Below are 25,986 nucleotides of genomic sequence, written 5' to 3'. Positions count from 1 at the left end.
ACGTGTGCCCGCGAGACCGCAGGGATACCACGAGGGGACGACTTATGGCCGAGACCGTCGACGTGAAGCTTCTCATCGTCGGCTCCGGACCGGCCGGCTACACCGCCGCCGTCTATGCCGCGCGCGCCATGCTCGAGCCGGTGATGATCGCCGGCATCCAGCCGGGCGGCCAGCTCACCATCACCACCGAGGTCGAGAACTATCCGGGCTTCGCCGACCCCATCCAGGGGCCGTGGCTGATGGAGCAGATGCAGGCCCAGGCGATCAACATGGGCACCAAGGTCGTCTACGACACCATCGTCTCGGCCGACCTCTCCCGCCGCCCCTTCGTGCTCGTCGCCGACAGCGGCACGGTCTACCGCGCCGAGACGGTGGTCGTCGCCACCGGCGCCCAGGCGCGCTGGCTCGGTTTGCCGAGCGAGGAGCGCTTCAAGGGCTACGGCGTCTCCGCCTGCGCCACCTGCGACGGCTTCTTCTATCGCGGCAAGAACGTCGTGGTGGTCGGCGGCGGCAACACCGCCGTCGAGGAGGCGCTCTACCTCACCCACCACGCCGCCAAGGTGACGGTGGTGCACCGGCGCGATTCCTTCCGCGGCGAGCGCATCCTGCAGAACCGCCTGTTCGCCCACCCGAAGATCGAAGTCGTCTGGCACGCGGTGCTCGACGAGGTGCTGGGTGGTGGCACACCGCCGGCCGTCACCGGCGTGCGCCTGCGTGACGTGCGCACCGGCGAGACGCGCGATATCGAAACGGACGGCGTCTTCATCGCCATCGGCCACAGCCCGGCCGTCGAGGTGTTCCGCGACCAGCTGCGCATGAAGCCGAACGGCTACATCTGGACGGCGCCGGACTCGACCGCCACCAACATCCCCGGCGTCTTCGCCGCCGGCGACGTCACCGACGAGGTGTTCCGCCAGGCCGTCACCGCCGCCGGCATGGGCTGCATGGCGGCGCTCGAGGCGGAGCGCTGGCTTTCGGCGGTCACCGAGACCGCAGAAGCGGCGGAATAGGTGCCCTCCCCGGCGACCCGTCCCGCGATGGACTGGGACAAGCTCAGGATCTTCCAGGCGGCCGCCCAGGCCGGCAGCTTCACGCACGCCGGCGACGCGCTGAACATGAGCCAGTCGGCGGTGAGCCGGCAGGTGAGCGCGCTCGAGCAGGAGCTCGGCGTGCCGCTGTTCCACCGCCACGCCCGCGGCCTGCTGCTGACCGAGCAGGGCGAACTCCTGCACCGGGCGGCGCGGGAAGTGACGATGAAGCTCGACGCGGTGCAGGCGCGCCTCGTCGACAGCCGCGAGAAGCCGTCGGGTGTCCTGCGCGTCACCACCACCGTCGGCCTCGGCACGACGTGGCTGACCTCGCGCGTGCAGGAGTTCATCGACCTCTACCCGGAGGTGCAGCTGCAGCTCCTGCTCGACGACACCGAGCTCGACCTCGGCATGCGCCAGGCCGACGTCGCCATCCGCCTGCGCCAGCCGACCCAGCCCGACCTCATCCAGCGCAAGCTGTTCACCGTTCACTTCCACCTCTACGCCTCGCCGGCCTACCTCAAGCGCTACGGCAGCCCGGCGACGATCGAGGACCTCGACCAGCACCGCCTCATCACCTTCGGCGAATCGGGGGCCACCTATCTGCGCGACATGAACTGGCTGGAGACGGCCGGCCGCGCCCCCGACAACCCGCGCGTCCCGGCGCTGAAGATCAACAGCGTGGTGGCCATCAAGTACGCCGTCCAGCGCGGCATCGGCCTCGCGCTCCTGCCCGACTACATCGTCGAGGCCGACGCGGGGCTGGTGCAGCTCATCCCCGAGGCCGAGCTGCCCGAGTACAACACCTACTTCGTCTACCCGGCCGAGCTGAAGAACACCGCCCGCGTCAGCGCCTTCCGCGACTTCCTCGTCAACAAGGCCGACACCTGGGTTTATTGAGAGGGGCGCGGGGGCACCCCCCTTTCCTCGTCATGCCCCGGCTTGACCGGGGCATCCATCCCACCCGCTTCGCTACCGTTTTCGCCCGTACGATGGATCGCCCGGTCAAGCCGGGCGATGACGGTGGTGAGGGCGGACATCACTTCGGCCCCCAGCACCCCCCCTCAGTCGTCATGCCCCGGCTTGACCGGGGCATCCATCACACGCGCATCGCTATCGTTTTCGCCCGCACGATGGATCGCCCGGTCAAGCCGGGCGATGACGGTTGTGAGGGTGTGCGTTGCTTCCGCAGACCGCGGCGCTTACGCAGACGCCGGCGAGAGGCCGAGGCCCTCCCGCCGCGAGAATGAGCACTCGCCACCTCTTCCCATCTTCCCACGCGCCGAATTCCGCGCCACTCTGCCCCGCATCCACACCCCGATCGCCCGCGAGACGTGCAGCCGCGCCCGTGCACACCATCCTTGCGCGGGGCTCGCCGGGAGGCGTGCGCAAAGTGCATAACTGACATGCACTCTTGCCGCTTGTTTGTGCATACCCGGAGCGTAAGTTTGGAGCGTGGTTGAACACGCGGTGACGTCATCCTCCCGACGGTAGCCGTTCAGCCAGCTGTTCCCCTCTGGAAGGTGTCGCGTCCCTCGGGATGCGACGACTGCCGGGCTCCAATCGAGCCCGGCATTTTTTTTGGCCAGACCGCCCCGGAGACGTGGGGCGCGGCGGCCGCAGCCGCCGCACCCGCCGCCGTCACTGCGTGGCGAACTTCGCCGGCGTGTCGATCGCCGGGCTGCGGTCGAAGAAGCCGAGCGGCCGAAGCTTCATCTCGTGCCACTTCGTCGACAGTACCGGCCAGTCCTCCGGCCGGGTCACGTGGTGGAAGCCCATCGTGTACCAGGCGACGATGTCGGTGTTCTCGATCGGCTGGCCGTCGGAGACGAACGCCGGCAGGCCGTCGCCGCCCGTCGACTGGTTCGGATAGGCGCCCGCCGCATGCCGCTCGTTGTCGGCATAGGCCGTGATCCACAGCGGCGCACCGGAGAACGCCGCCCGCTTCTGCGGCCAGTCCTCGGGGTCGAGCCGCGAGGTCGCCGAATGGTGCGCCTCGATCTGGTAGCCGGGGTGGTAGCCGAGCCCGGTGCGCTTCTCCGGGTTGACGATCTTCCACACCTCCGGCGCGCCGTGGTGGCCCTCCTCCACCGGCCCTTCGGTGGCCATCGCCACAGGCTCGAGCGTCCAGATCGAGCGGCGCGGCGTGCCGGCGTCCACTGCCTTCTGCACGATCGCCTCGCGGACGAAGCTGTTCACCGGCCCGTCGACGTCGAGGTCGAGGCGGAAGGAGATGTAGTGGTCGTGGTAGACGCCGACGATGCCCGGCGCGAGCAGCGCGCCCGTCGCCGTGTCGGCCGCCGCCGTCGGATCGGTCATCGACTGGGTGACGACGCCCTTCGTAGCGTCCATGCCGGTCGCGCCGACGCGGATGTCGAGCTCGCCGCGCTGGGTGAACACCCAGTCCATGACGTAGTCGTAGTTGCCGACCGTCGGCACGGTCCGCACCACCAGCTCGACCTCCGGCCGTCCCTCGTAACTCGCGTCGATCATCTCGGCGTGGCGCCACACCGGATTGCCGGTGGCGCGCTCGAAGACGCACATGATGTTGGGCATCTCGATCGGCGCGCCGGCGTCGTCATTGATGGTGGCGCCGAGGAAGGTCGCGTCCGCCGGGCAGTCGATGCCGGGCGTCAGCGCCGACGACAAGAGCCCGAAGCCGTACTCGCCGATGTCCATGTAGGAGCGGAAGTACCAGGCCTCGCTCGGGTCCATGTAGGGCACGAACATCTCCGCCGCGTAGCCCTCGTAGAGGATCGGCCGCGTGCCGCTGGCGTCGTTCCAGGAAGCGAGCGAGATCATCGTGCCGAAGCGCCGGTCGAGCTTCAGGCGGAAGCTCCAGCGGTCCCACGTCACCGCATGGCCGTCGATCCTGACGTTGCCGCCCTGGGGCGTCGCGATCGCCACCGGCTTCATCGCCGGCCGCATCGAGGCGGCCAGCGTCTCCTCGTCGACGCGGTTGGTGCCGGCCGGCGTCGCCACGACGCCGAGGTCGACGATCCGCACCACCTCGCGCTTGGCAAGGTCGATGATGGCGAACAGCCCCTCGATCGGCCGCCCGTGGATGGTCGTCTTCGTCCCCGTCAGGTCGTAGCAGGGCACGCGCAGCAGCCGCCGGCCCTTCTCCTCCTCGGTGTCGAAATAGCCCGTCGACAGCGGCGCGCAGAATACCGTGTCGAAGGTCTCGTAGCCGCGCTTCCGCATCGCCGCCTGCCAGTCGGGATGGGCGGTGGTGAGCTCGCCGGCGGCGATCCACTCGGCGAGCAGGATGCCCGGCTGCACCCCGTCCATGATCTCGACCTCCGGCGGCCCGCCCTCGGTGAGGTTCACTTCCGCCTCGAAGGTGTCGCCGTCCTGGACGAACACGAGGTGGGCGATGCGGGTGATCGGGTCGCCCGGCTTCCAGGCGAGCACGTCGGCCTTCGGCGGCAGGCGCAGCTCCACCGTCGGGAAGAACGTGCCGTCGCCGGCGTGGCCGGCGTCCTTCACCGCGGCGACGGCGGCGGTGATCTCGGCGGCGTCGAGCGGATCGAGCGGATGCTCGGCGGCGAGCGCCGGCAGGGTGGTGGCGGCGAGCAGCGCGGCGAGGCCGCAGGCGGCGGCCGTTCGTCCCCGCCGGGGCCGTGCGTGGTGGTCGGTCATCTCAGTCCCCTCTCGTTGACACCACGCCCGCGCGGGCGCCGTGCGTGAGGGCAGCGTGACAGAGCCGCCGGGACCGCCTCTATCCGTTTCGCGAAGCACCGCCACGATGGTTGCGCCGGCGGCCGCGAACCGGCACGCTGCTTGCCTCGGCCAAGGCACGCTGGAAAAGCCACGCCGGGGAGGCGCAGCGGGCGGGGAGGCCGTCGCAGTGTCGATCGTCGCCGTCACGACGCGGGATGCGGACGAACAGGCGAGCGCCCTGCCCGGCTGGTCGCAGACCTATGCCCAGGTGACGCCCGGCCGCTTCGCCGGCCGTCTCGAGCTTGCTCTAGCGGGCACCGGCTCGGTCTTCCGCGAGACGATCAACGTCGCCCACATCGAGCGGCTGGTGATCCCGGAGGCGACGGTCGCGCTCGCCTTGGTGCGCTCACCGGCAGGAATGCACGTCGATGGGCGCCACCTGCCCGGCGGCTTCCTGATGGTGACGCCCGCCGGCTCTGCCCATGAAATCACCAGCGGCCCCGGCCACGAGCTGATGGCGATCTCGATCGACGCCGGCGCGCTGCCGGAGAACGAACGGCCCGACCCCCGCCACGGCCACCGGCCGGTCGCCGACGCCGGTCTGGCGGCGCGCGCCGCGGCGATCGTCGAGGCGATGCTCGCTCACGCCCACGGCGGCCCGCTGCCGGCGTCCGCCGGCGCCACGCTCGCCGATGTCGTGATCGCCACCCTCGGGGCGCTGGAGCCGGCCCGCGCGGAGGCTGCGGCCTCGCTCGAGCGCCTCGCGCTGGTGCGTGCCTATGTGCACGAGCACCTCGAGGAGCCGCTGTCGGTGGGCGACCTCGCCCGCGTCGCCGGCGTGTCGACCCGCGCGCTCGAGGCGGCCTTCGCCCGCCACCTCGGCGTCGGCCCGAAGGCCTATCTGCAATCGCTGCGGCTCGCCGCCACGCGCCGGGCGCTCAAGCAGGGCGCCACGGGCGGCGGCCCCACCACCGTCACCGACATCGCCTACCGCTACGGCTTCTGGCACCTGTCGCGCTTCGCCGAGCACTACCGCACGATGTACGGCGAAAGCCCCCACCAGACCCTGCGCGGCGCCCGCCCGCATTGAGGGCGCTGGGGTCAGACCTCTATCGGTTGGATCATTCCAACGGACGCTTCTGACCCCATTTCAAACGTTCAAACGACCACGGCCATTTCCTATGAGTTGCCGTATCGGATACGTCTGCCATAACTTTGCGCTCTCTTCAGACGGCACCTCACGATCGGACATAGGAATACGCTTGGTAGGTGCGGGCAGAATTACGACTTGGCGCTCCAGAATCGAATGAGATAGCGTTGGATGACTAGGGGGCGCTGATTGGATGAATGATCTCGAAAAGGCACGACGGCGACGGGATTCCGCCTTCTCGCTGGAACTTGACGACGTGGAGCGTGATGGCAAGATTCAGGAGATGATTTCACTTCCTGATGGTCTCTATACGGTGTCTGAGCGTGCGATCTATCGAACTCAACTCGCCGATATGATCGATCCGGATCTCGCGCATCCCAATACACCCCATGTCAATCAGCGTTTCGCGAGTGCCGGCTCCGACAACCCAATCGTCGGCCGAACGTTCCTGCAGGCCCACCGACTTTTTAGCAAACCGCACTTCGACGAGGAAAAGCGCTGTCTGGTTATGACCGCTGTGCTTGCAGGGATGCAGGAAATTCTCGGTGCCGAGGACATCCTGACGAAGTTGCAAGCCGACCTATTGGCAGCTGAGAAAGATCTGCCCAGCCCCCATAAAGGCGCCATGGCCCTGCCGGCCGTCGGCGACATCGAAGCTCGAGGCAAGGCTTTCGTGCAGCGCTCGGAGCATGCGCTCCAAGCGATCTTCCGGCTGGCCGTCATTTTCTATGGCGACACGCGTAAACCAGGTTTCTTTGACGGAATAGCAGCGCACGTGCGGGAGACTTTCGGTGAGGATGAAAATTTCGTAGCCTTCGCCGACAGCATGGCCAGGTTTGCGAAATTGATCCGTGGTTTGCGACACTCGATCGAACATCGGAAGCCCAACCAGAAGATTGATTTCCTGGACTATCATTTCGAAGGCGGACAACTGCTCCGTCCGACCGTGCGCATCACGCACCCGGACGTCCCGTTTAACGCCATGCCGCTCAACGAATTCTTGCGATTTATCGTCAAGAACCTCATTGAATCTCTAGAAGCACTGATCGTCTATCTTGCCGCCAGCAACGTGTCCTATTTCGGCAAGATGCCTATCGCCGTGGGCGAGCACCCGCACTTTGGCCAAGGGCACGTAATGGTCAAATATACCTACCTCATCGGCATAGGCGACCCGCCAGAATGGCACCCTCTCGGATAACCATATTTTGGCGTCGCGGCACTCACTGAAACCCACGCCTGTGAACGACAGCTTTGCCGACTTCTTCGGCCAAAACCTGCCTGGCCGCATTCCACCCCTCAGCCGCCCTTCAGGCGGCCAAGTCAACCAAGTACAAACAACCGGGCGGAGCGCTCACACGCCACCGGCGCCACCCCGCCCCCCTCACCGCCCCGCCGCTGCCATCTGCTCCGCCCGCCGCCGGTCCGTCTCGGCCCGCTTCAGCTGCAGCGAGGCGACGATGGCGCCGAGGGCGACGACGGCGATGATGATCGTGCAGATCGCGTTGATCTGCGGCGACACGCCGAGCCGAACCTGGCTGTAGATCTTGATCGGCAGCGTCGTGGCGCCCGGGCCCGTGGTGAAGCTCGCGATCACCAGGTCGTCCAGCGACAGCGTGAAGGCGAGCATCCAGCCGGAGATCACCGCCGGCAGGATGAGCGGCAGCGTGATCGAGAAGAAGGTGCGAAGCGGCGGGCAGCCGAGGTCCAGCGCCGCCTCTTCCAGCGTGCGGTCGAACGACACCAGCCGCGACTGCACCACCACGGCGACGTAGCACATGGTGAAGGTGATGTGGGCGATCGTCATCGTCCAGAAGCCGCGGTCGAAGCCGATCGACACGAACAGCAGCAGCATCGACAGCCCGAGGATCACCTCCGGCAACACCAGCGGCGCCGACACCATGCCGGAGAACAGGCTGCGCCCGAAGAACCGGCCGTGGCGGACCAGCGTGATCGCCGCCATCGTGCCGAGGATCGTCGCGACGGAGGCCGACAGCAGGCCGAGGCGGATCGTCACCCAGGCGGCGTCCAGCATCTGCTGGTCCTGCCACAGGGCGAAGTACCACTTGACCGACCACCCCTCCCAGATCGCCACGTTGCGGCCGGCGTTGAAGGAATAGATCACCAGCAGCACGATCGGCAGATAGAGGAACGCCATGCCGAGCGTGATCGAGGTGAGGTTGAACCAGCTCGGGCCCTTGTTCATCGCCCGGCCTCCTGCGCCTTGGCCTGCTGGTTCTGGAACAAGACGATCGGGATGACGAGGATCAGGAGCAGGATCACCGCCACCGCCGAGGCCACCGGCCAGTCACGGTTGTTGAAGAACTCGGTCCACAGCGTCTTGCCGATCATCAGCGTTTCCGACCCGCCGAGCAGGTCGGGGATGACGAACTCACCCACCGACGGGATGAAGACGAGGAAGCAGCCGGCGATGACGCCCGGCAGCGACAGCGGGAAGGTCACCTGCCAGAACGCCCGCCACGGCGTGCAGCCGAGGTCGGCGGCCGCCTCCAGCAGCGTCTCGTCGAGCTTCTCCAGCGAGGCGTAGAGCGGCAGCACCATGAACGGCAGGTAGGAATAGACGATGCCGATGTAGACCGCCGTCGTTGTCGACAGGATCACCAGTGGCTGCGCCGGGTCGACGAGGCCGATCGAGATCAGCAACTTGTTGAGCAGGCCCTCGCGCGACAGGATGCCGATCCAGGCGTAGACGCGGATGAGGAAGCTCGTCCAGAACGGCAGGATCACCATCATCAGCAGCATCGGCCGCCACTCGCGCGGGCTGCGGGCCATGCCATAGGCGAGCGGATAGCCGATGGCGAGCGTGATCACCGTCGACATGCCCGCAATCCAGACGCTCGACAGATAGCTGCGCCAGTAGAGCGAGTCGGTCGTCAGGAACTCGTAGGTCGCGAGAGACAGCTCACCGAGCTTGGCGATCGTGCCGGCGATGCCGTCCACCGCGAAGTCGAACACCGGTGTGTAGGGTGGAATGGCGATCGCCGTCTCGGAAAACGAGATTTTCACGACGATGAGGAACGGCACCAGGAAGAAGAACAGCGTCCAGGCGTAGGGGATGGCGAGGACGAGCAGCCGCCCGAGGGCCGCCGTCCGGGCTCCGGTTTCGGCGCCCGTCGCCGCAGGCGCCGCCACTTCGATCGCCGCCATCGCGTTCCCCTCTTCCCCCGCCACCGGCTTGCCCGCGCGCCGGCGCCCCGCACTCAGCCCTGCAGCACCACGCCGGCGTTGCGGTCCCAGCTCAGCCACACCTTGTCGTCCCAGCCGATCGGCTTGTCGACGATGCGGCTGATGTTCGCCCTGGTCGCCGTCATCACCTGGCCGTTGGCGAGCTTGACGTGGAAGATCGACATGTCGCCGAGATAGGCGATGTCCCACACCTCGCCGGCGACCGCGTTGACGCCGTCATCGTCGGCCGGCCTGTCGGAGGTGAGGCGCACCTTCTCCGGGCGCACCGCGAACCACGCCGCCTCCCCCGCGGCGGGCTTGTGGCCCCCCTCGCTCTCGATCGCCATGCCGAGCGCGCCGCACTCGATGCGGGTGATGCCGTTTTCCGTCGGCACCGTCTTGCCCTCGAACATGTTCACATCGCCGATGAAGGAGGCGACATAGCGTGAGTTCGGCTGCTCGTAGATCTCCGAGGGCGTCGCCACCTGGATGATCTTGCCCTTGTCCATCACGGCGATGCGGTCGGCCACCGTCATCGCCTCCTCCTGGTCGTGGGTGACGACCAGGAAGGTCATGCCGAGTTCCTGCTGCAGGTCCATCAGCTCGAACTGCGTCTCCTGGCGGAGCTTCTTGTCGAGCGCGCCGAGCGGCTCGTCGAGCAAGAGCACCTTCGGGCGCTTGGCGAGCGAGCGGGCGAGCGCGACGCGCTGGCGCTGGCCGCCGGAGAGCTGATGCGGCTTGCGCTTGGCGAACGGCTCGAGCTTGACGAGCTTCAGCATCTCGGCGACGCGCACCGCGATGTCGGCCTTCGGCATCCCGTCCTGCTTCAGCCCGAAGCCGATGTTCTGCTCCACGTTCATGTGGGGGAACAGCGCATAGGACTGGAACATCATGTTGACCGGCCGGCGGTAGGGCGGCACGCCCACCACCGACTTGCCGTCGAGGATGACGTCGCCCTGCGTCGGGTTCTCGAAGCCCGCCAGCATCCGCATCAGCGTGGTCTTGCCGCAGCCGGAGGGCCCGAGCAGCGCGAAGAACTCGCGCGTGTAGATCTTCAAATCGAGGTTCTCGACGGCGACGAAGTCGCCGAAGCGCTTGGTGACGCCGCGGTACTCGATCAGCGGCTTTGCCGCCGGATCATCCCACGGCGCGAACGATCGCCGGATCGGCCCGATCGCCTGTTTCGACACGCCCCACCCCCGTTCGTCGGCCGCATGACGAGAAAGCCCGGCGCAGAGGCCGGGCTTTCCGTGTTGATGCTATCAGCTTCCGCTCTTCACCGTCGTCCACGCCCGGCTCAGCACGCGCTGCGCCGCCGGCGGGTAGGGGCTGATGGTGAACAGCTTCTCCACCACCTCCGGCGGCGGGTAGATCGCCGGGTCGTCCAGCACTTCCTTGTCGATGAACTGCTGCGAGTCCTTGTTGCCGTTCGCATAGAAGATGTAGTTCGACGCCTTGGCGATGACTTCCGGCTGCTGCAGGTAGTTGAGGAAGGCGAGCGCATTGTCGACGTTTTTCGAGTCGGCGGGGATCGCCATCTGGTCGAACCACATCAGCGCCCCTTCCTTGGGGATGACGTACTTGATCTCGTTGCCGTTGTTGGCCTCGACCGCACGGTCACGCGCCTGCAGGATGTCGCCCGACCAGCCCACCGCCACGCAGATGTCGCCGTTGGCGAGCGCGTTGATGTATTCCGACGAGTGGAACTTCTGCACGTAGGGTTTGATCGTCGCGAGGAACGCCGCCGCCTCCTGGATGTCGGCGGTCTCCTTCGAGTCCGGGTCCTTGCCCTGGTAGTTCAGCACCGCCGGGATGATCTCGTCGGCCGAGTCGAGCACGTGGATGCCGCACTTCGCCAGCTTCTCGGCGTTCTCCGGCTTGAAGACGAGGTCCCACGAGTCGACCGGCGCCGCATCGCCGAGGATTTCCTTCACCTTGGCGACGTTGTAGCCGATGCCGGTGGTGCCCCACATGTAGTTGACCGAGTATTCGTTGCCGGGGTCGTACTTGGCGACCCGCTCCTGGATCTGCGGCCACATGTGCTTGAGGTTCGGGATCTTGTCCTTGTCGAGCTTCTGGAAGACGCCGGCCTGGATCTGGCGGGCGAGGAAGGTGCCCGTCGGCACGACGATGTCGTAGCCGGTGCCGCCGGCGAGCAGCTTCGTCTCCAGGATGTCGTTGGAATCGAAGACGTCGTAGACGACCTTGATGCCGGTCTGGGCGGTGAAGTCGGTCAGGATCGACTCGTCGATGTAATCCGACCAGTTGTAGATGTTGACCACCTTCTCCTGCGCCTGTGCGGCAGCGGCGAAGCCGAGTGCCGCCGCGGCGGCGACGCCGGCGAGCAGGGAGGTGCGGATCGACAGACGCATCGGTTGGGTCCCCTCGTTTGTGGCCCCGGCCCTTCGGCGCCGGGCTTCTCGTCGCTGGGTCTGAGGTTAGGCGGGCGTCGGCGGCGGCTCAACCCCGAATCGGCGGCAGTCTGGCGCACAAACGGGCACGCCGTGCGATTGGGCCGGACGCCGTCGCCGCACCGCCGCCGTCACAAGCGGTCGCGCAGGGCGAACCACGTCATCGCCAGCGACAACAACGGTGCCCGGAAGCGTCGTCCGCCCGGAAAGCGCGGCACCGGCAGCCGGGCGAAAACGTCGAAGCGTCCGGTGTCGCCGGCGATCGCGTCCGCCATCAGCTGCCCCGCCAGCACCGCGATGCTCACCCCCTGCCCGGAATAGCCGCCGGCGGCGTAGAGCCCGGGCCGCTGCCGTCGCAGGAACGGCGTCCGCGTCTGGGTGATCCCGAGAGTGCCGCCCCAGGCGAAGTCGACGCGCACGTCGGCGAGCTGCGGATAGACCTCGACCATGTGGTGGCGCACGAACGCCTTCATGTCCCGGGGGTCGCCGAGCCCGAACGTCTCGCCGCCGCCGAACAGCATCCGCCCGTCGCCGCTGAGCCGCCAGTAGCGCACCACGAAGCGCGAATCCGACACCGCCTCGCGGTTCGGGATGAGGGCGTCGCAGCGCTCGCGGCCGAGCGGCTCGGTGGCGAGGATGTAGTTGCGGATCGGCAGCACGCGCGCCTCGGTGTCGGGGTCGAGCCCCGACAGGTAGCCGTTGCCGGCGAGCACCACCGTCTCCGCCTCGACCCGCCCGCCGCCCTCCGTCTCGACGCCCCGCCCCTCGATGACGCGGACGACGCGGGTGTGCTCGTGGAGCACCGCCCCCGCCGTCTCCGCCGCCGTGGCGAGCCCGAGGGCAAAGTTGAGCGGGTGCAGGTGGCCCGCGCCGCGGTCGCGGAAGCCGGCGAAATAGCGCGGCGTGCCGATCGCCGCCGCCACCTGGTCGCGGTCGAGCCCCTCGATCTCCTCGTAGCCGTAGTCGCGGCGGAGCTTCTCCGCATAGGCGAGTTCGTCGGCGGCGAGCGAGGCCTTGTGGACGACGTCGATGAGCCCCGGCACCCAGTCGCAGGCGATGGCATGGCGGTCGATCAGCCCGCGCACCAGCGCCTTGGCGTCCTCGCCGAGCCGCCACAGCCGCCGCGCGTCGTCGAGCCCGACCCGGCGCTCGAGCCAGACCTGGTCGCGCCGCTGGCCGGAGTGGAGCTGCCCGCCGTTGCGCCCCGACGCGCCCCAGCCGACCTGGTTCGCCTCGACGAGCACGACCTTGCGCCCGGCTTCGGCCAGATGCAGCGCCGCCGACAGCCCGGTATAGCCGCCGCCGACGACGCAGACGTCCGCCTTGACCGTGCCCTGCAACCGCGGCCGCGCGACGAGCCCGTTGGCGGTCGCGGCATAATAGCTCGGGGCGTGGGCCGGGGCCCCCGCCTCGAGGTCGAGCGGCCCGCTCACGCCGCGATGCGCCCCTGCCGCTTCAGCTCGGCCCAGGTCTCGTCGAGCGTCTTCGTCGCCCGGGCGATGAGGTCATCCGCCTCGCCGTGGGAGAGCACCAGCGGCGGCGACAGGATCATCGAATCGCGCACCGCCCGCATGATCAGGCCGTTCCTGAACGAGATGTCGCGGCAGAGCGTGCCGACCTGGCCGACGGGCTCGAACTTGTCCTTTCGGCTCGGCTTGTTCGGCACCAGCTCGAGTGCCCCCATCAGCCCGACCATGCGCGCCTCGCCGACCAGCGGATGCTCGCCGAGCGCCTTCCAGCGCGCCTGCAGATAGGGGCCGATGTCGTCGCGGACCCGGTCGACGAGGCCCTCGCGCTCGATGATCTCGAGGTTCGCGAGCGCCGCCGCGCACGCCGCCGGATGGCCCGAATAGGTGTAGCCGTGGTTGAAGTCGCCGCCCTGGAAGACGACGTCGGCCACCCGGTCGGCGATCATCACGCCGCCGATCGGGAGGTAGCCCGACGACAGCCCCTTGGCGATCGGCATCAGGTCCGGCTTCAGCCCGAAATGGTCGGAGCCGAACCACGAGCCGAGCCGGCCGAAGCCGCAGATCACCTCGTCGACGACGAGCAGGATCTCGCGCTCGGAACAGATGCGGCGGATCTCCGGCCAGTAGCTGTCGGGCGGGATGATCACGCCGCCGGCGCCCTGGATCGGCTCGGCGATGAAGGCGGCGATGGTGTCCTCGCCGAGCGCGTCGATGACCGCCTCGAGGCCGCGCGCCGCCTTCAGCCCGAACTCGTGGGACGAGAGGTCGCCGCCCTCGCCGAACCAGTAGGGCTGCTGGATGTGGACGATGCCGGGGATCGGCAGCCCGCCCTGGGCGTGCATCGGCCCCATGCCGCCGAGGCTCGCCCCGCCGATCGTCGAGCCGTGATAGCCGTTGCGGCGGGAGATGATTGTCTTCTTGGTCGGCTTGCCGGCAACGTCCCAGTAGGTCCGCGCCAGCCGGATCACCGTGTCGTTCGCCTCCGAGCCCGAGTTGCAGAAGAACACCCGGTTGAGGTGCGGCTGCGTCAGCTGCGCGAGCTTCTCGGCGAGCGCGATCGCCGGCGGGTGCGAGGTCTTGAAGAAGGTGTTGTAGAAGGCGAGCTCGCTCATCTGCCGGTGGACGGCATCGGCGATCTCGACGCGGCCGTGGCCGATCTGCGTGCACCAGAGGCCCGCCATGCCATCGAGGATGCGGTTGCCGTCGGAATCCTCGAGCCAGACCCCCTCCCCGCGCACGATCACCCGCACCCCTTCGGTCGCCAGCGCGGCCGAGTCGGAGAACGGATGCCAGTGATGCGCCGCATCACGCGAGCGCAGGTCGGCGGTGTCGTAGGTGTTCCTCATGATGGCTCCGGCTGGGGTCTTCCTTGCCTGGCGGCGGCGCCTCCCCCGGGCGGCCGTCGCGGTCCCGCGGCCTAAAGGCCTGCGGGCTCACACGTTCAGCAGCAGATACTCCCGTTCCCACGGGCTGATCACCGCCATGAAGGTCTCGAACTCGGCCTGCTTGATCGCCTGGTAGGTGGCGACGAACGACTTGCCGAAGATCTCGACGAGTTCCTCGCAGTCGGCGAACAGCTCCACCGCCTCGAGCAGGCCGCGGGGCAGCTGGAACGGCAAATGCCGGGCCGAGCCCTCGACCGGGTCGTCCGGCGACAGGCCGTTGACGATGCCGATGTAGCCGCAGGCGAGTGACGCGGCGATGGCGAGATAGGGGTTGGCGTCGGACGAGGGCACGCGGTTCTCGATGCGCCGGCCCTGCGGCGAGGAGTTCGGCACGCGCAGCCCGACCGTCCGGTTGTCGTAGCCCCAGTGAACGTTGATCGGCGCTGCCGTGCCGCGCGCGAGCCGCCGGTAGGAGTTGACGTAGGGCGCCATGATGCACGTCACCGCCGGCAGGAAGCGCTGCTGGCCGGCGATGAAGGCGAAGAACTCGCGCGTCGGCGAGCCGTCGACGTCGGAGAAGATGTTCGCCCCGCTCTCCGCGTCGACGATCGACTGGTGGATGTGCATGGCCGAGCCCGGCTCGCGGCTCATGGGCTTGGCCATGAACGTCGCGTACATCTTGTGGCGCAGCGCCGCCTCGCGGATCGTCCGCTTGAACAGGAACACCTGGTCGGCGAGCTCCAGCGGGTCGCCGTGCAGCAGGTTGATCTCCATCTGCGCCGCCCCCTCCTCGTGGATGAGGGTGTCGATCTCCAGCCCCTGCGCCTCGGAGAACTCGTAGATGTCGTCGAACAGCGCGTCGAACTCGTTCACCGCGGCGATCGAGTAGGACTGCCGGCCGATCTCCGGCCGGCCGGAGCGGCCGATCGGCGGCTTCAGCGGGTAGTCGGCGTCGGTGTTCGGCTCGACGAGATAGAACTCGATCTCCGGCGCCACCACCGGCTTCCAGCCCTTGAAGGCGTAAAGGTCGAGGATGCGGCGCAGCACCTGGCGCGGCGCGATGTCGACCGGCCGGCCGTCGCGGTGATAGGCGTCGTGGAGGATCTGCGCCGTCGGGTCGCTCGCCCACGGCACCACCGACAGCGTGTTGAAATCCGGCTCGAAGACGAGGTCACCGTCGGTCGGGTCGTGCTCGAAGCCGCCGCCCTCTTCCGGGTAGTCTCCGGAGATCGTCTGGGTGAAGATCGAGGTCGGCATCGTCATCGACGGGCCGTCGAGGAACTTCGACACCGGCATCATCTTGCCGCGGGCGACGCCAGCCTGGTCGGGGACGATGCACTCGATGTCCTGCAGGCCACGGCGGGCGAGCCAGCCACGCGCCGCCTCGGCGTCGGCGACGCCGCGCGCCCGCTCGACGGCCTCGTCGCCCTTCTTCTTCTTCGCCATGACCCCCCCGCTCGCCGCGCACCACCCGCGTCCGCGGGCGTCCCGATGGTGGACGAGGCGACGGCGGACGCGCAAGGGGGGTCGGTCGGGGGCCACGGGCAAGGCAAAGCGGCGCCGGCCGGTCTGGCTGCTACCGAATGCCCGCTCTCCACAGCCCGGCCGGATGCTGATTCGGAAGAAATCGGAATATCCGGAAACTTCCGGTGGCAGCGAAGGCTTCACGCGATTTAATTGTGAATCCAGACCACTACATTGCCGCGACGGGCGATATTGCATAGTGTTTTGTCATTGCGCGGGTCGCAGGGAGCGACACCACCACCGAGCGTCTCGCCGGCGAAGTTCGTCATGGGACGACGAAGACGCAGGACACCGCGCGCAGGGGTAAAATGCGATGCAGACCTTTTTCGCTCTGACGAAGGCGTTGCCGGCGGCAGCGCTGCTTGCGTCCACCGCTCTCGGCGCAGCCACGCCGGCCGTGGCCCAGGCGGACTATCCACGGATGACGATCGTCATCTACAACAACTCGCCGGACTACAACATCTACCCCGTCCTCTCGACGGGCGCGGCGACATCCGGCCAGTGGCTGCAGGCCTACATGGAGGTCCCGAAGAAGGACCTCAAGACCCGCACCTACGAGAAGGTCGGCCAGTTCCGGCTCTATCTCGCGGCGAAGGGCAACGGCATCCCGCCGAAGGGCGAACTGCGGCTGACGCTGCCGGTTGCCACCCAGCTCGTGAAGAACGCCGACGGCACCAAGCCGAACCAGCTCGCGGACTGGTGGGGTGGCGGCCGCATCGAGATCTTCTCGGCGCCCGCTGCGGACGGCAAGCCTCCGGCGGCCCTCCTCGACGCCATCAACAATCGCCCGGGCCAGACCAAGGTCAAGCCGCTCAAGGGCGCCGAGCTTCCCGACTGCGTCAAGGGCTGCGGCTCCGGTGCGCTGCAGATCTATCACGATCCCGCCGGCCTCGGGCACAATCTGCCGCTGCAGCTGACCGAGTACACGCTCGGCGCCGTCAACGACAAAAAAGACCCGATGACGATCAACCCGTTCAACGTCGATTACGACGTCTCCTATGTCGATTCCACCTTCCTGCCGGTGGCGATGGAGCCGTTCGACAACGAACAGGTCGGCTACGTCGGCATGGTCTCGTCGATCGACGACTTCAACGACGCGATGGACCGCTTCCTGACCGACTATCCGGGCTGGCCGCTGTTCGTGAACAGCAAGGTGCCGGACTTCGTCAAGATCCCGGCGCCGCTCAATGTCTTCGGCCGCGACCTGACCAACACGCAACCCGACCTGTCGGACCCGCCGTGGGCGCCGCTCGACAAGCTCGTCGACAACTACAAGGAGTGCGTCAACAGGAACAAGGACGGCGCCTTCTGCGACAAAGTCCGCGAAGTCCAGACGATGTTCAAGAAGAACCTCGGAAACTACAATCAGAATTTCGACAAGTGGAACTGCAAGGAAAAGAGCCGCGCCTCCGGCGACGTGATGAGCATGGTCGGCCACATCTACGGCTTCACACCGTTCAATGACGGCTGCGGTGATGCCAAGCTCAACCTCCTGGAGAACACGGCCGGGTACCGCGACGACAATTACAAGGAATTCCGTCGCGTCAAAGGTCTGTTCGACGACCTGCAGCTCGCGCCGGAGGGCAAGTTCGATCCCTACGTGCTGCTCATCCACGACAAGAAGTATCTGAATGCGCCGAACGTCTACGCCTATTCGGTGGACGACGCGCTCGGCAACATGCAGGTCGACGGCAGCGGCCTGATCCTCGCCGTCGGCGGCGCCGATCGCCTGCCCAATCCGGACCCGGCGACGCCGCCCGTGCACGTTTCCTTCGGCTACGACAAGGGCGCGAAGGTCAAGTACACAAACTATCGGATCTGCAACAAGGGCAAGAAGCGCGACGTCAATCCCGACTTTGCCAGCTTCGACATCTCGGTCAACAACATCAAGGGCTGCGTCCTCACCCTCTGGGACGACAACAAGCGCGTCTACCAGTTCAAGATCACCCAGCAGCCGCCATTCCCGGAAGATCCCGAGTACAACGACAAGACCAAGAAGATGGTCGACTGCAGCCCGACGAAGGATGCCGCGGCGAAGCTGACCTGCCAGCAGAACGCCTTCGGCTACACCCGCGTGCTGCCGCGCGAGGAGATCCACACGATTTCCTTCCCTGGCCCGGTGCAGCCGGCCGACAAGTCCTTCGACATCGCCGTCGGCGGTGACCCGAAGGACAAGAACCGGATCGTCAAGCGCGGCCAGTGCACGGACAAGCCGAACAGCCCCTTCCAGAGCCCCGGTGCCTTCAAGCTCGACTTCGACAAGGCGAAGGGCTGCACGATCTCGCTTCAGGACGAGACGGGGCGCGTCTACATGTTCCAGGTGAAGATGGACAAGGTGCCGTTCCCGAAGCAGGCCTCCACCGACGTCATCGACTGCAGCATGAACACCGATGCCGACGCGAAGAAGCTCTGCCAGACCTTCGCCGTCGGCTACTCGGAAGGCTCCGGCGACCAGACCGTCAACAAGGTGATCTTCCCGGGCCCGATCCAGGGGGCCCAGAAGAAGAAGCGGACCGCCGCGGTGAACTGACGACGCAGCGAACTGCGCGGCCCCTCGGGACCGCGCGGACGCTCGACCACGACAAGGCCGCCCGGCGCTCCCCGCCGGGCGGCCTTTGCTTTGCGGAGGACGAGACCCCGGCCTCGGCGTCGGGCTCCATGACCGCGGATGGACGGCCCGCCACCGACAGCAGCGCCGCAGCCGGGCCTGCATCTCGTCGGACAGACCGGTTCACACGTGCGGTTTCGCAACGGGGGCCGGCATCATTGCGGCATCCCCTGCAAGACGAGCAGAAGTCTATCTGGCGATGTTCTGCTCACGCCGGATCACGGAAAGCTCAACGTCCGTTGCACAACCGATGTGGCATCCTGCCGGACAGCTCTGCCGATGCAGGGACAGCGGGGGCTGTCGAAGCACAGGACGATCCGATGACCCACGCACCAATGCTCGCCGGCCTGCTGACGTCGCTTTCGATCGCCGCCACCGCCGCCTTGGCCGCCGACGATCCTCTCGTGGCACAACCGGCGGCACCGATCGAGCGCGCCGGTCCCACAGCCAACGGCGACGCCAAGCCGTTTCGTGCCTTCGATCAGGCCGATTGTGAAGGCAGCGTCTGCGTCGCCGATTTCGGCAAGAAGGGAAACAAGGTCCGGACGATCGAGTGGGTCAGCTGCGGCATCAACACGAACGGCGGCATCCTGCAGCTCGCTCAGGTCCTCTTCACCGACACGGATGTTCCCGTCGCCTTCATCCCCGCCGTTTCGCGCGCCGTCAACGTCGCGGGTGAGGTCGCCATTCTCGAATTCACGCAGACGTTCCAGGTCCCGGCGGGCGAGTTTTTCCGTGTGCAGATGGTCACCGACGGCGATGCCCTCGGCAGCCAGTGCATCGTCGCCGGCACGATCGGGTAGTCCGGCAGGATGAAGGCCTCGGCGACCGACGGTCCGCAGTCCCGGTCCGTCGGACGCGATCTCAGGCGGACAGCTCGGACGGCCCCGGGCCCGCCCCTCCACCGGCCCTGCCGGCGGCGCCCTCAGGCGGCGCTGGCGCGCCGCAGGCGGTCGAGCGTGGGAAAGAGGTCCGACGGCTCCGGCCGGCGGGTGTAGTCGGGATTGACCTCGGCGTAGGCGATGATGCCGTCGCGGCCAATCACGTAGCGGGCCGGCATCGGCAGCGTCCAGGCCGTGTCGTCGTTGAAGACGGCAAGGTCGAGGCCGAAGCCCGCATAGACCCGCTTCAGGTCCTCCGGCAGCGACCAGCGCAACCCGAAGGCCGCCGCCACCGCGCCGCCGGCGTCAGCCAGGATCGGGAAGCCGAGTTTGCCGGTGCGCTGCGCCTTGCGGCTGTTCGCCGGCGTCTGCGGCGACACCGCCACGAGGCTGGCCCCGCGCGCCTCGATCTCGCCACGCGCCGCCTCCAGCGCCGCGAGGTCGAAGTTGCAGTAGGGGCACCAGACGCCGCGATAGAAGGTCAGCACCAGGGGCCCCTGCGCCAGCAGGTCGGCGGACGACACCGTCACGCCATCGGGGTCGGAGAGCCTGAACGCCGGGGCGCGGTCGCCCGCCTTCAGCGCCCGCTCCGCCTGGCCGGTCGCGACGAGATCGGCTGTCGCCCGGTGCATCACCGCCACCACCTCGGGCGGGGCCTTGTTGGTTTCGAAGTCCGCCTTGTAGGCGTCGAGAGTGGCTTGCAGGCTCATCGTCCGTCCCCGTCGTCGGCCGCCGCGGCGGCAGTGATGAGGACAGTGATCGTTCATTCCGTTGCCGCGCTGTAGCCGGCAGAACAGGCTTTGAGTTATTCATCCTTGCCATGAATGACCGGCTCGCGGCCCTGCGCCTGTTCTCCCGCGTCGCCCGCCGCGGCAGCTTCACCGCGGCCGGACGCGAGCTCGGCATTCCACAGCCGACCGTGTCACGCATCATCGCCAGCCTCGAGCGCGAGATCGGTACGGCGCTGTTCGTCCGCACCACCCGCGCCGTTGCGCCGACCGAGGCGGGGCTCGAATTCCTGCAGCGCCTCGAGCCGATCCTCGCGGCGCTGGAGGAGGCCGAACACGCCGTGCGCGGCACCGGCGAACTGCGCGGCCTGCTGCGCGTCGGCCTGTCCTCGAGCCTCGCGAGCCGCGTCGTCGCCCCGGCCCTGCCGGCCTTCACCGCCCGCCATCCGGGCCTGCGCGTCGAACTCGCCACCAGCGACGTCCGCCAGGATCTCGTCGGCGAGGGCGTCGACGTGGCGCTGCGCTTCGGCAGCCTGCCGGACTCGACCGCCATCGCCCGCCGACTCGCAACCTTCCCGCGGCTCGCGGCAGCGGCCCCGCGCTATCTCGCCAGCGCGCCGCCGCTGACCTGCCCGGCGGACCTCGCTGCCCACGACGTCATCGTCGGCCCCTCGCTCGCCGGCCAGGCGTGGTCGTTCCGCCACGACGGCAAGGCGGTATCGGTGCGGGTGGAGGGGCGCGTCGTCACCAACAGCAACGAGGTGTCGATCGCCGCCGCCGTCGCCGGCCTCGGCATCGTCTCCGCCTCGCGCCTCGCCATGGCGTCCGAGTTCGCCGCCGGATCGCTCGTGCCGGTGCTGACGGAATGGGACATGGGCACCGTCGACCTCTCCGCGGTCTTCCCCGCCCAGGCGATCGCCAAGCCCGCCGCCCGCGCCTTCGCCGACTTCCTCGCGGCGCACCTGGCCGACGAGCACCCGTCGCCCTGACCCCTCACCAGCCCGCCGGCACCACCGACTGGCCCGAGAGCGCCACGACGAGCGCCCACACCGTCAGCCCCGTCAGCGCCAGCGCCATCACGAGCACCGCCCAAGGCGACGCCCGCGGCGCCAGCCGGTCCGCCGCCCAGCCGACGAGGGGCAGGATCTGCATGACGTGAAGCCCGACGAAGTGGGCGGCGCGCAGGTCGCCGACCTCGCGCGACCAGCCGAACACCGGGATGCCGCCGAGGTCGTTTCCCGGCATCGCGCCGGCTGCAGCGACGAAGTGGCCACCGTTGCCGCCGATCGCAAAGCCCGTGACGATCCCCAGCACGAACGTCAGCCCGAAGCCGAGCACGAGCCCGAGCCACAGCCCGTTGCCGAGCCGACCCGGTCCCGCCCGCCAGACCAGCACCGCCGCCACCGCGGCACCCGCCGTCAGGATCACCGCGAACATCCCCATCAACTGGAAGGCGACGATCTCCCAGCGACTTGAGAGGTTGAAGTGCGAGGCCTCGCCGCGCGCTGCCTGGAAGCTGATGTAGGCGATCTCCAGAACGGCCGAGACGATCACCAGCCCGACCGCCCCCCGCACCCAGAGCCGGCGGCGGTCATCGGCGCGCGCGAGCCCGAAGCCGATCGCGTAGGTGGCGAGCAGCAGCGCGACGGAAGCGTCGAACTTCAGCGGCTTGATCCAGACGTTGAGCCCGGCGAGCGTCCGCGTCTCGACCGTGAGCGCGACGATCGTCGGCAGCGCCAGCGCAAGGATCGCGAACGTCGTGATGACGAGCGCCCTCTCCCGCCGCACCGCCCCCGCGATGAGCGCGAGCGGGCCGTAATCCCCTGACGTGCCTGTGGAATTTGCAACGCCGGTCGGAGCCCGGGCGACGGCGTGGCTGGCGGAGGACGGGGCGGTCATGCCGGGGCTCCTTCGGTGCGACCGGCGAGGCCGCGGAGGAAGCGGAGGGCGAGGAACATCAACAGGCCGACGGGGCCGAACAGGAAGGTCATCAGCAGGCACGGCACGACGAGGAGGTGGGGGATCGCCTCCGCCCGCGCCGTGCGCACCTCCCAGGCGCCGACGAAGAGGTCGAAGGCGAGATAGTGCACCCAGCCGGCGAGCAGCAGCCCGCGGACGGAAAACAGCGCCGCCACCTCGTCTAGCGAGCCGAAGCCGCCCGGACTGCCGGCCCAGAAGGCGAGGATCAGCCCGGCATAGAGGACGCCGAGCGCCGCCGGCACGCCGAGCCCGACCAGCCGGTCGGTGACGAGCGGGCTCCGCGGAAACACCACCAGCGCCAGCCAGCCGGCCATCGCCAGCGTGCCGGCGAGCGAGAACCAGGTGTCGAGCGGGACGAGGGCGGCGAGCGACAGCGGGGCGTCGAGCGTCCCGAACGCATCCGCCGGGGCGTCGGGAGGGGCCAAAGTCGGCGCCGCACCCGGTGGTGCAGCGGTCGTGGGGAGGGGGACAGGCGACGTCGACGGCATCGGGAAGCCTCGGTCTTGACGGCGTCAAGATGGAAGATGGCGCGAATATCTTGCCGCCGTCAAGATGGGTCGCTCGCTCAGCCCGCCCTTATCTTGCCATCGTCAAGATGGGCGCCGCCGAGGGTCTCACCGCGGCCGCAGCGCCGTGGCGCCCCCGGTCTCCTGCGCTACCGGTTTGCAACGACTGGCTTTTCTGCCCGCAACGGGGCGACCGCCGCTGCCTATGTTTTCACTGTCAACATAGGTGGCGTGCACGGTCGCGGCAGCGGCGGTGGCGTCATCGACGCCCCGCCCGTCCGCCCATCCCCTTGCGCCGTCTCGGCTTTCCGCCCCGCCGCCGGGCTTCGCCACCGTCGATGTTGACGCCGTCAGGATTGGCCTTGACGCCGCCGCCCGCGCGGGCGAAGGGGTCGGCTCGTCCCGCTCACCGACGAGGCCCGCGATGGTGCCCGACCCCGACGACTGGTCCGCTCACCGGACCACCGAGCCCCCGCCCGGCCCCTCGGCGCCGGTCGCCTCTCCCGCGACCGACCAGCCCCCCGCCGACGCCCCCCCTCGCCCCGCCGGGCCGAAGCCGCGGCGGCCGTACCACTATCACCACGGCGACTTGCGCACGCAGCTCCTCGCCGCCGCCGAAGTGGTGCTGGCCGAGCGCGGGCTCGAGGGTTTTACGCTCCGGGAATGCGCCAGGCGGGCCGGCGTCTCGCACGCCGCCCCCGCCCACCACTTCGGCGACGTCACCGGGGTCCTCACCGCGATGGCGGCGATCGGCTTCGAGCGCCTGCACGCCTCGATCGCCGCCCACGTCGCGGCCGCCCCCGACGAGCGCACCGCCCGCTACGCCGCCGCTGCGGCCGGCTACATGGCGTTCGCCCGCGAGAACCCGCAGCACTTCGCCCTGATGTTCCGCCACGCCGTGCTCGACCACACCGACGAGGCCCTCTGCACGGCGGCATCCGCGGCGTTCGAGCAGCTCGTCGGCCTCGTCGCCGAGTTGCGCGGACACCCGGACCCGCTCGGCCACCCCGAGACGCGCCTCGACGTGGCGATGACCTGGGCCACCATCCACGGCCTCGCCACCCTCGTGCTCGCCGGCCACTTCCCCTTCCCCGTCGAGCGCGAGAACCGCGAAGCGACGATCGCGGCCACCGTCGAGGCGGCGTTCCGGCGGCTCGCCGGCTGAGCGCACCGCCGCACGGCCACCCGCTGCCGATCACCGGAAATTGTGTTTTCCGAGTAATACAACCATTAGTAACATTCCGTCCTCGATACACGCGGGGAGGGGAACATGTCGGTCAACGTGCGCGCCGTTCAGGTGCGGCTGATGGCGCTCGGCTACAAACTCGGCGTCGGCGGGGCGGATAACATCCTCGGGCCGATGACGAAGCGCGCCGTCGCGGACTTCCAGGCCGACAGGAAGCTGCCGGTAAAGTGGCCCGGCACCATCGGGCCGATCACGCTTGCGGCGCTGTTCGAGGGCGCCGAGGGTGCGGCCGAGGCCGGCGCGCTCGCCCCGGCGCTCAACCTCGCCGTGCCGTGGTATGCGGAGGCGACGCGCCGCCTCGGCCTGCACGAGAGCCGCGACCGCACGTCCCTGATGGACTGGCTGAAGAGCGACGGCGAAACCCTGGGCGACCCGACGAAACTGCCCTGGTGCGGCGACTTCGTCGAGACGGCGATCGCGCTGACGCTGCCGAACGAGCCGCTGCCGGCAAACCCCTATCTCGCCCGCAACTGGCTGAAATTCGGCGTCGAGCTCGGCTTCCCGGCGCTCGGCGCCATCGCCGTGTTCTGGCGCGGAGCGAAGACGGGCATCTCCGGCCACGTCGGCTTCGTGCGCGCCACCCGCCAGTCCGACGGCGCCATCGTCGTGCGCGGCGGCAACCAGGGCAACGCCGTCACCGACGCCCTCCTCGCCGACGAGCGCCTGCTCGGCTACCGCTGGCCCTCGACCTTCGAGCTGCCGACCAGGCGCGCCCGCGAAGTGGAGACGATGCAGGAGCTGTCGACCGACGAGGCGTGAGCCGCGGCGACGCCGCGGCGACCCGATCCTCTGCATCCGGGGGTTGCGCCCGGAGCTCCTGACCGGCATGAGGGGGCCGACCCCGAACGGCCGAGGAGCGCCCATGGATCGGATGATCGACAGCCGCGGCGTGCGCCTCGCCACCGAGAGCTTCGGCACCCGCGGCCCCGCGCGCCCCGGCGCACCCGCCCACCCGGCGATCGTCCTCGTCATGGGGGCGACGGCGTCGCGGCTCGGCTGGCCGGACGCGCTGTGCGCGGGGCTCGCGGCCGCGGGCCGCTTCGTCGTCCGCTACGACCACCGCGACACCGGCGCCTCGACGACGCGCCCGCCCGGGCATGCCGACTACACCATCAAGGACCTGGCGGACGACCTCGTCGCCGTGCTCGACGCCTACTCACTGCCGTCGGCCCACCTCGTGGGTATGTCGCTCGGCGGCACCCTTTCGCAGATGGTGGCGCTCGACCACCCGGTGCGGGTCCGCTCGCTGACGCTGATCGCGTCGGAGCCCCTCGGCTGGGACGGCCCGCCGCTGCCCGGCCTGTCGCCGGCGATCCTCGACCACTTCGGCGCGCTCGCCACCCTCGACTGGTCCGACCGGGCGGCGGTGGCGGCCTTCCTGCTCGCGATCGACCGGCTCTGCGCCGGCCCGCGCCACCCGTTCGACGCCGCGGGGCCAAGCCGCCGGATCGACGCGGTGCTGTCCCGCACGGGTTCGATCGCCAGCGCCTTCAACCACGCAACCGCCCCGGTCGCGCGCGACTGGACCGGCCGCTTCCGGTCGATCACCGCCCCCACCCTCGTCATCCACGGCAGCGCCGACCGGGTGCTGCCGCCGGAGAACGGCCGCGCGCTCGCCGAAACCGTCGGCGCCCGCCTGCACCTTCTGGAGGGCGTCGGCCACGAACTGCCGGAGGCGGAGATCGCGGGGCTGGTGGGCGGTGATTGCGGGGTTTACGGGGGAGGTGGGCAAAAGGTCGAACAGGAGCAAGTTCGTCCCCCTTATATTTTCGGGGGAGGAGGTCGGCTCCTTCGACAGCTCAAATGCCCTAAATTTATTCGCCCCCTCCCAATGAGCCGGCTTTCAACTTAGAGTGTGCGTCAAGGGGGAGGCACATGGTGAGGAATGCCGTAAGAAGGGCGTGCCAGCCGCGTGAGTTCGGGGGGGCGGCTTGGTGACGGCCCCACCTGCAATCGACTTTGAGGCATTCGTTACGGAGGCCCAACGACAATTCGGCGACGGTCTGGTCACGGTCGTCGGTTCTGGACTGTCCTGTGCCGAGGGCCTGCCCGGCATGGCAGCCTTGGCCGCTCACTTGGATGCTGAGGTTCCTAAGCTAGTTTCTGGAGATGATACGACTCAATGGGCTGAACTTGCGACCGAAATCGCTGCAGCTGGCCTTGAACCAGCACTACTGAGGAAGCCACCGTCAACCTCCTTGGAGGCCGCTATAGTCGCGTGCTC

The 25,986-nt window shown here is 68.6% G+C and carries 21 protein-coding genes; 10 read left to right on the top strand and 11 right to left on the bottom strand.

The window, feature by feature from the left end; genetic code table 11:
• Window positions 1-44 precede the first annotated feature (44 nt).
• Both trxB and RUR49_RS05215 read left to right on the top strand, forming a co-directional pair.
• Window positions 45-1,010: a thioredoxin-disulfide reductase gene (gene trxB, locus RUR49_RS05220; RefSeq protein ID WP_409145314.1), complete on the top strand. Its 966-nt coding sequence runs from the start codon at window positions 45-47 to the stop codon at window positions 1,008-1,010.
• Between the two features lie 27 nt (window positions 1,011-1,037).
• Window positions 1,038-1,928: a LysR family transcriptional regulator gene (locus RUR49_RS05215; RefSeq protein ID WP_409145313.1), complete on the top strand. Its 891-nt coding sequence runs from the start codon at window positions 1,038-1,040 to the stop codon at window positions 1,926-1,928.
• Window positions 1,929-2,669: 741 nt separating this feature from the next.
• Here RUR49_RS05215 and RUR49_RS05210 read toward each other — a convergent pair.
• Window positions 2,670-4,670, bottom strand: a complete 2,001-nt coding sequence (locus RUR49_RS05210) for a tyramine oxidase (protein ID WP_409145312.1) — start codon at window positions 4,668-4,670, stop codon at window positions 2,670-2,672.
• Window positions 4,671-4,878: 208 nt separating this feature from the next.
• Between RUR49_RS05210 and RUR49_RS05205 the strand changes: the two genes are divergently transcribed.
• Together RUR49_RS05205 and RUR49_RS05200 are read left to right on the top strand one after the other, a co-directional pair.
• Window positions 4,879-5,781 carry a helix-turn-helix domain-containing protein gene (locus RUR49_RS05205; protein ID WP_409145311.1) on the top strand — a complete coding sequence of 301 codons (903 nt, stop codon included), beginning with the start codon at window positions 4,879-4,881 and terminating at the stop codon, window positions 5,779-5,781.
• Between the two features lie 253 nt (window positions 5,782-6,034).
• Window positions 6,035-7,039, top strand: coding sequence for a hypothetical protein (locus RUR49_RS05200; RefSeq protein WP_409145310.1), 1,005 nt, complete (start codon window positions 6,035-6,037; stop codon window positions 7,037-7,039).
• Window positions 7,040-7,222: 183 nt separating this feature from the next.
• On the opposite strand, the gene RUR49_RS05195 is transcribed toward RUR49_RS05200, so the two are convergent.
• The 7 genes from RUR49_RS05195 to RUR49_RS05165 form a co-directional block, all read right to left on the bottom strand.
• The gene (locus RUR49_RS05195) at window positions 7,223-8,044 is read right to left on the bottom strand and encodes an ABC transporter permease (RefSeq protein WP_409145309.1); all 822 of its coding nucleotides are present in this window, start codon (window positions 8,042-8,044) and stop codon (window positions 7,223-7,225) included.
• On the bottom strand, window positions 8,041-9,006 hold the full coding sequence (locus RUR49_RS05190; protein ID WP_409145308.1) for an ABC transporter permease subunit: 966 nt from the start codon (window positions 9,004-9,006) through the stop codon (window positions 8,041-8,043). Before RUR49_RS05190 ends, RUR49_RS05195 begins: the two co-directional genes overlap by 4 nt.
• A gap of 53 nt (window positions 9,007-9,059) precedes the next feature.
• Window positions 9,060-10,214 carry an ABC transporter ATP-binding protein gene (locus RUR49_RS05185; RefSeq protein WP_409145307.1) on the bottom strand — a complete coding sequence of 385 codons (1,155 nt, stop codon included), beginning with the start codon at window positions 10,212-10,214 and terminating at the stop codon, window positions 9,060-9,062.
• A 72-nt stretch (window positions 10,215-10,286) separates the two neighbouring features.
• Window positions 10,287-11,396 carry a polyamine ABC transporter substrate-binding protein gene (locus tag RUR49_RS05180; RefSeq protein WP_409145306.1) on the bottom strand — a complete coding sequence of 370 codons (1,110 nt, stop codon included), beginning with the start codon at window positions 11,394-11,396 and terminating at the stop codon, window positions 10,287-10,289.
• Window positions 11,397-11,566: 170 nt separating this feature from the next.
• Window positions 11,567-12,868: an NAD(P)/FAD-dependent oxidoreductase gene (locus RUR49_RS05175; RefSeq protein ID WP_409145305.1), complete on the bottom strand. Its 1,302-nt coding sequence runs from the start codon at window positions 12,866-12,868 to the stop codon at window positions 11,567-11,569.
• Complete coding sequence (locus RUR49_RS05170; RefSeq protein WP_409145304.1) at window positions 12,865-14,250, bottom strand: aspartate aminotransferase family protein; 1,386 nt, start codon at window positions 14,248-14,250, stop codon at window positions 12,865-12,867. The genes RUR49_RS05175 and RUR49_RS05170 overlap by 4 nt, the downstream gene beginning before the upstream one ends.
• 87 nt (window positions 14,251-14,337) lie before the next feature.
• Window positions 14,338-15,735 carry a glutamine synthetase family protein gene (locus RUR49_RS05165; RefSeq protein WP_409145303.1) on the bottom strand — a complete coding sequence of 466 codons (1,398 nt, stop codon included), beginning with the start codon at window positions 15,733-15,735 and terminating at the stop codon, window positions 14,338-14,340.
• 391 nt (window positions 15,736-16,126) lie between these two features.
• Between RUR49_RS05165 and RUR49_RS05160 the strand changes: the two genes are divergently transcribed.
• A complete protein-coding gene (locus RUR49_RS05160) occupies window positions 16,127-18,343 on the top strand; it encodes a hypothetical protein (RefSeq protein ID WP_409145302.1) in 2,217 nt (738 codons plus the stop codon).
• Between the two features lie 413 nt (window positions 18,344-18,756).
• Window positions 18,757-19,224, top strand: a complete 468-nt coding sequence (locus RUR49_RS05155) for a hypothetical protein (protein WP_409145301.1) — start codon at window positions 18,757-18,759, stop codon at window positions 19,222-19,224.
• A 122-nt stretch (window positions 19,225-19,346) separates the two neighbouring features.
• Here the strand turns inward: RUR49_RS05155 and RUR49_RS05150 are convergent, their stop codons facing one another.
• Entirely contained in the window at window positions 19,347-20,012 is a 666-nt protein-coding gene (locus tag RUR49_RS05150) for a peroxiredoxin-like family protein (RefSeq protein WP_409145300.1), read from the bottom strand.
• Window positions 20,013-20,122: 110 nt separating this feature from the next.
• On the opposite strand from RUR49_RS05150, the gene RUR49_RS05145 reads away from it, so the two are divergent.
• The gene (locus RUR49_RS05145) at window positions 20,123-21,019 is read left to right on the top strand and encodes a LysR substrate-binding domain-containing protein (protein WP_409145298.1); all 897 of its coding nucleotides are present in this window, start codon (window positions 20,123-20,125) and stop codon (window positions 21,017-21,019) included.
• Window positions 21,020-21,023: 4 nt separating this feature from the next.
• Here RUR49_RS05145 and RUR49_RS05140 read toward each other — a convergent pair whose 3' ends face one another.
• Both RUR49_RS05140 and RUR49_RS05135 read right to left on the bottom strand, forming a co-directional pair.
• Complete coding sequence (locus RUR49_RS05140) at window positions 21,024-21,929, bottom strand: hypothetical protein (RefSeq protein ID WP_409145296.1); 906 nt, start codon at window positions 21,927-21,929, stop codon at window positions 21,024-21,026.
• Entirely contained in the window at window positions 21,926-22,435 is a 510-nt protein-coding gene (locus RUR49_RS05135; RefSeq protein ID WP_409145294.1) for an ABA4-like family protein, read from the bottom strand. The genes RUR49_RS05140 and RUR49_RS05135 overlap by 4 nt, the downstream gene beginning before the upstream one ends.
• Window positions 22,436-22,940: 505 nt before the next feature.
• Between RUR49_RS05135 and RUR49_RS05130 the strand changes: the two genes are divergently transcribed.
• The 3 genes from RUR49_RS05130 to RUR49_RS05120 all read left to right on the top strand — a co-directional run bounded on the left by RUR49_RS05130 (window position 22,941) and on the right by RUR49_RS05120 (window position 25,614).
• Window positions 22,941-23,681, top strand: a complete 741-nt coding sequence (locus RUR49_RS05130) for a TetR/AcrR family transcriptional regulator (RefSeq protein WP_409145292.1) — start codon at window positions 22,941-22,943, stop codon at window positions 23,679-23,681.
• Window positions 23,682-23,786: 105 nt separating this feature from the next.
• Window positions 23,787-24,521 (top strand): TIGR02594 family protein, encoded by a 735-nt coding sequence (locus RUR49_RS05125; RefSeq protein WP_409145290.1) that lies wholly within the window; start codon window positions 23,787-23,789, stop codon window positions 24,519-24,521.
• A 103-nt stretch (window positions 24,522-24,624) separates the two neighbouring features.
• Complete coding sequence (locus tag RUR49_RS05120; RefSeq protein ID WP_409145288.1) at window positions 24,625-25,614, top strand: alpha/beta fold hydrolase; 990 nt, start codon at window positions 24,625-24,627, stop codon at window positions 25,612-25,614.
• The last annotated feature ends 372 nt before the right edge of the window (window positions 25,615-25,986 follow it).

The organism is Pseudoxanthobacter sp. M-2 (assembly GCF_046156265.1).
Classification (GTDB): domain Bacteria; phylum Pseudomonadota; class Alphaproteobacteria; order Rhizobiales; family Segnochrobactraceae; genus CAMDHY01.
Note: the sequence above shows the minus strand (reverse complement) of the source record. Positions and strands in the feature narration are given on the sequence as shown.

What these genes read in the sequence shown, in the direction of transcription:
- trxB (WP_409145314.1), top strand. Translation starts at nt 45, where the DNA reads ATGGCCGAGACCGTCGACGTGAAGCTTCTCATCGTCGGCTCCGGACCG.
- RUR49_RS05215 (WP_409145313.1), top strand. Translation starts at nt 1,038, where the DNA reads ATGGACTGGGACAAGCTCAGGATCTTCCAGGCGGCCGCCCAGGCCGGC.
- RUR49_RS05210 (WP_409145312.1), bottom strand. Translation starts at nt 4,670, where the DNA reads ATGACCGACCACCACGCACGGCCCCGGCGGGGACGAACGGCCGCCGCC.
- RUR49_RS05200 (WP_409145310.1), top strand. Translation starts at nt 6,035, where the DNA reads ATGAATGATCTCGAAAAGGCACGACGGCGACGGGATTCCGCCTTCTCG.
- RUR49_RS05195 (WP_409145309.1), bottom strand. Translation starts at nt 8,044, where the DNA reads ATGAACAAGGGCCCGAGCTGGTTCAACCTCACCTCGATCACGCTCGGC.
- RUR49_RS05190 (WP_409145308.1), bottom strand. Translation starts at nt 9,006, where the DNA reads ATGGCGGCGATCGAAGTGGCGGCGCCTGCGGCGACGGGCGCCGAAACC.
- RUR49_RS05180 (WP_409145306.1), bottom strand. Translation starts at nt 11,396, where the DNA reads ATGCGTCTGTCGATCCGCACCTCCCTGCTCGCCGGCGTCGCCGCCGCG.
- RUR49_RS05170 (WP_409145304.1), bottom strand. Translation starts at nt 14,250, where the DNA reads ATGAGGAACACCTACGACACCGCCGACCTGCGCTCGCGTGATGCGGCG.
- RUR49_RS05165 (WP_409145303.1), bottom strand. Translation starts at nt 15,735, where the DNA reads ATGGCGAAGAAGAAGAAGGGCGACGAGGCCGTCGAGCGGGCGCGCGGC.
- RUR49_RS05160 (WP_409145302.1), top strand. Translation starts at nt 16,127, where the DNA reads ATGCAGACCTTTTTCGCTCTGACGAAGGCGTTGCCGGCGGCAGCGCTG.
- RUR49_RS05155 (WP_409145301.1), top strand. Translation starts at nt 18,757, where the DNA reads ATGCTCGCCGGCCTGCTGACGTCGCTTTCGATCGCCGCCACCGCCGCC.
- RUR49_RS05150 (WP_409145300.1), bottom strand. Translation starts at nt 20,012, where the DNA reads ATGAGCCTGCAAGCCACTCTCGACGCCTACAAGGCGGACTTCGAAACC.
- RUR49_RS05145 (WP_409145298.1), top strand. Translation starts at nt 20,123, where the DNA reads ATGAATGACCGGCTCGCGGCCCTGCGCCTGTTCTCCCGCGTCGCCCGC.
- RUR49_RS05140 (WP_409145296.1), bottom strand. Translation starts at nt 21,929, where the DNA reads ATGACCGCCCCGTCCTCCGCCAGCCACGCCGTCGCCCGGGCTCCGACC.
- RUR49_RS05130 (WP_409145292.1), top strand. Translation starts at nt 22,941, where the DNA reads ATGGTGCCCGACCCCGACGACTGGTCCGCTCACCGGACCACCGAGCCC.
- RUR49_RS05125 (WP_409145290.1), top strand. Translation starts at nt 23,787, where the DNA reads ATGTCGGTCAACGTGCGCGCCGTTCAGGTGCGGCTGATGGCGCTCGGC.
- RUR49_RS05120 (WP_409145288.1), top strand. Translation starts at nt 24,625, where the DNA reads ATGGATCGGATGATCGACAGCCGCGGCGTGCGCCTCGCCACCGAGAGC.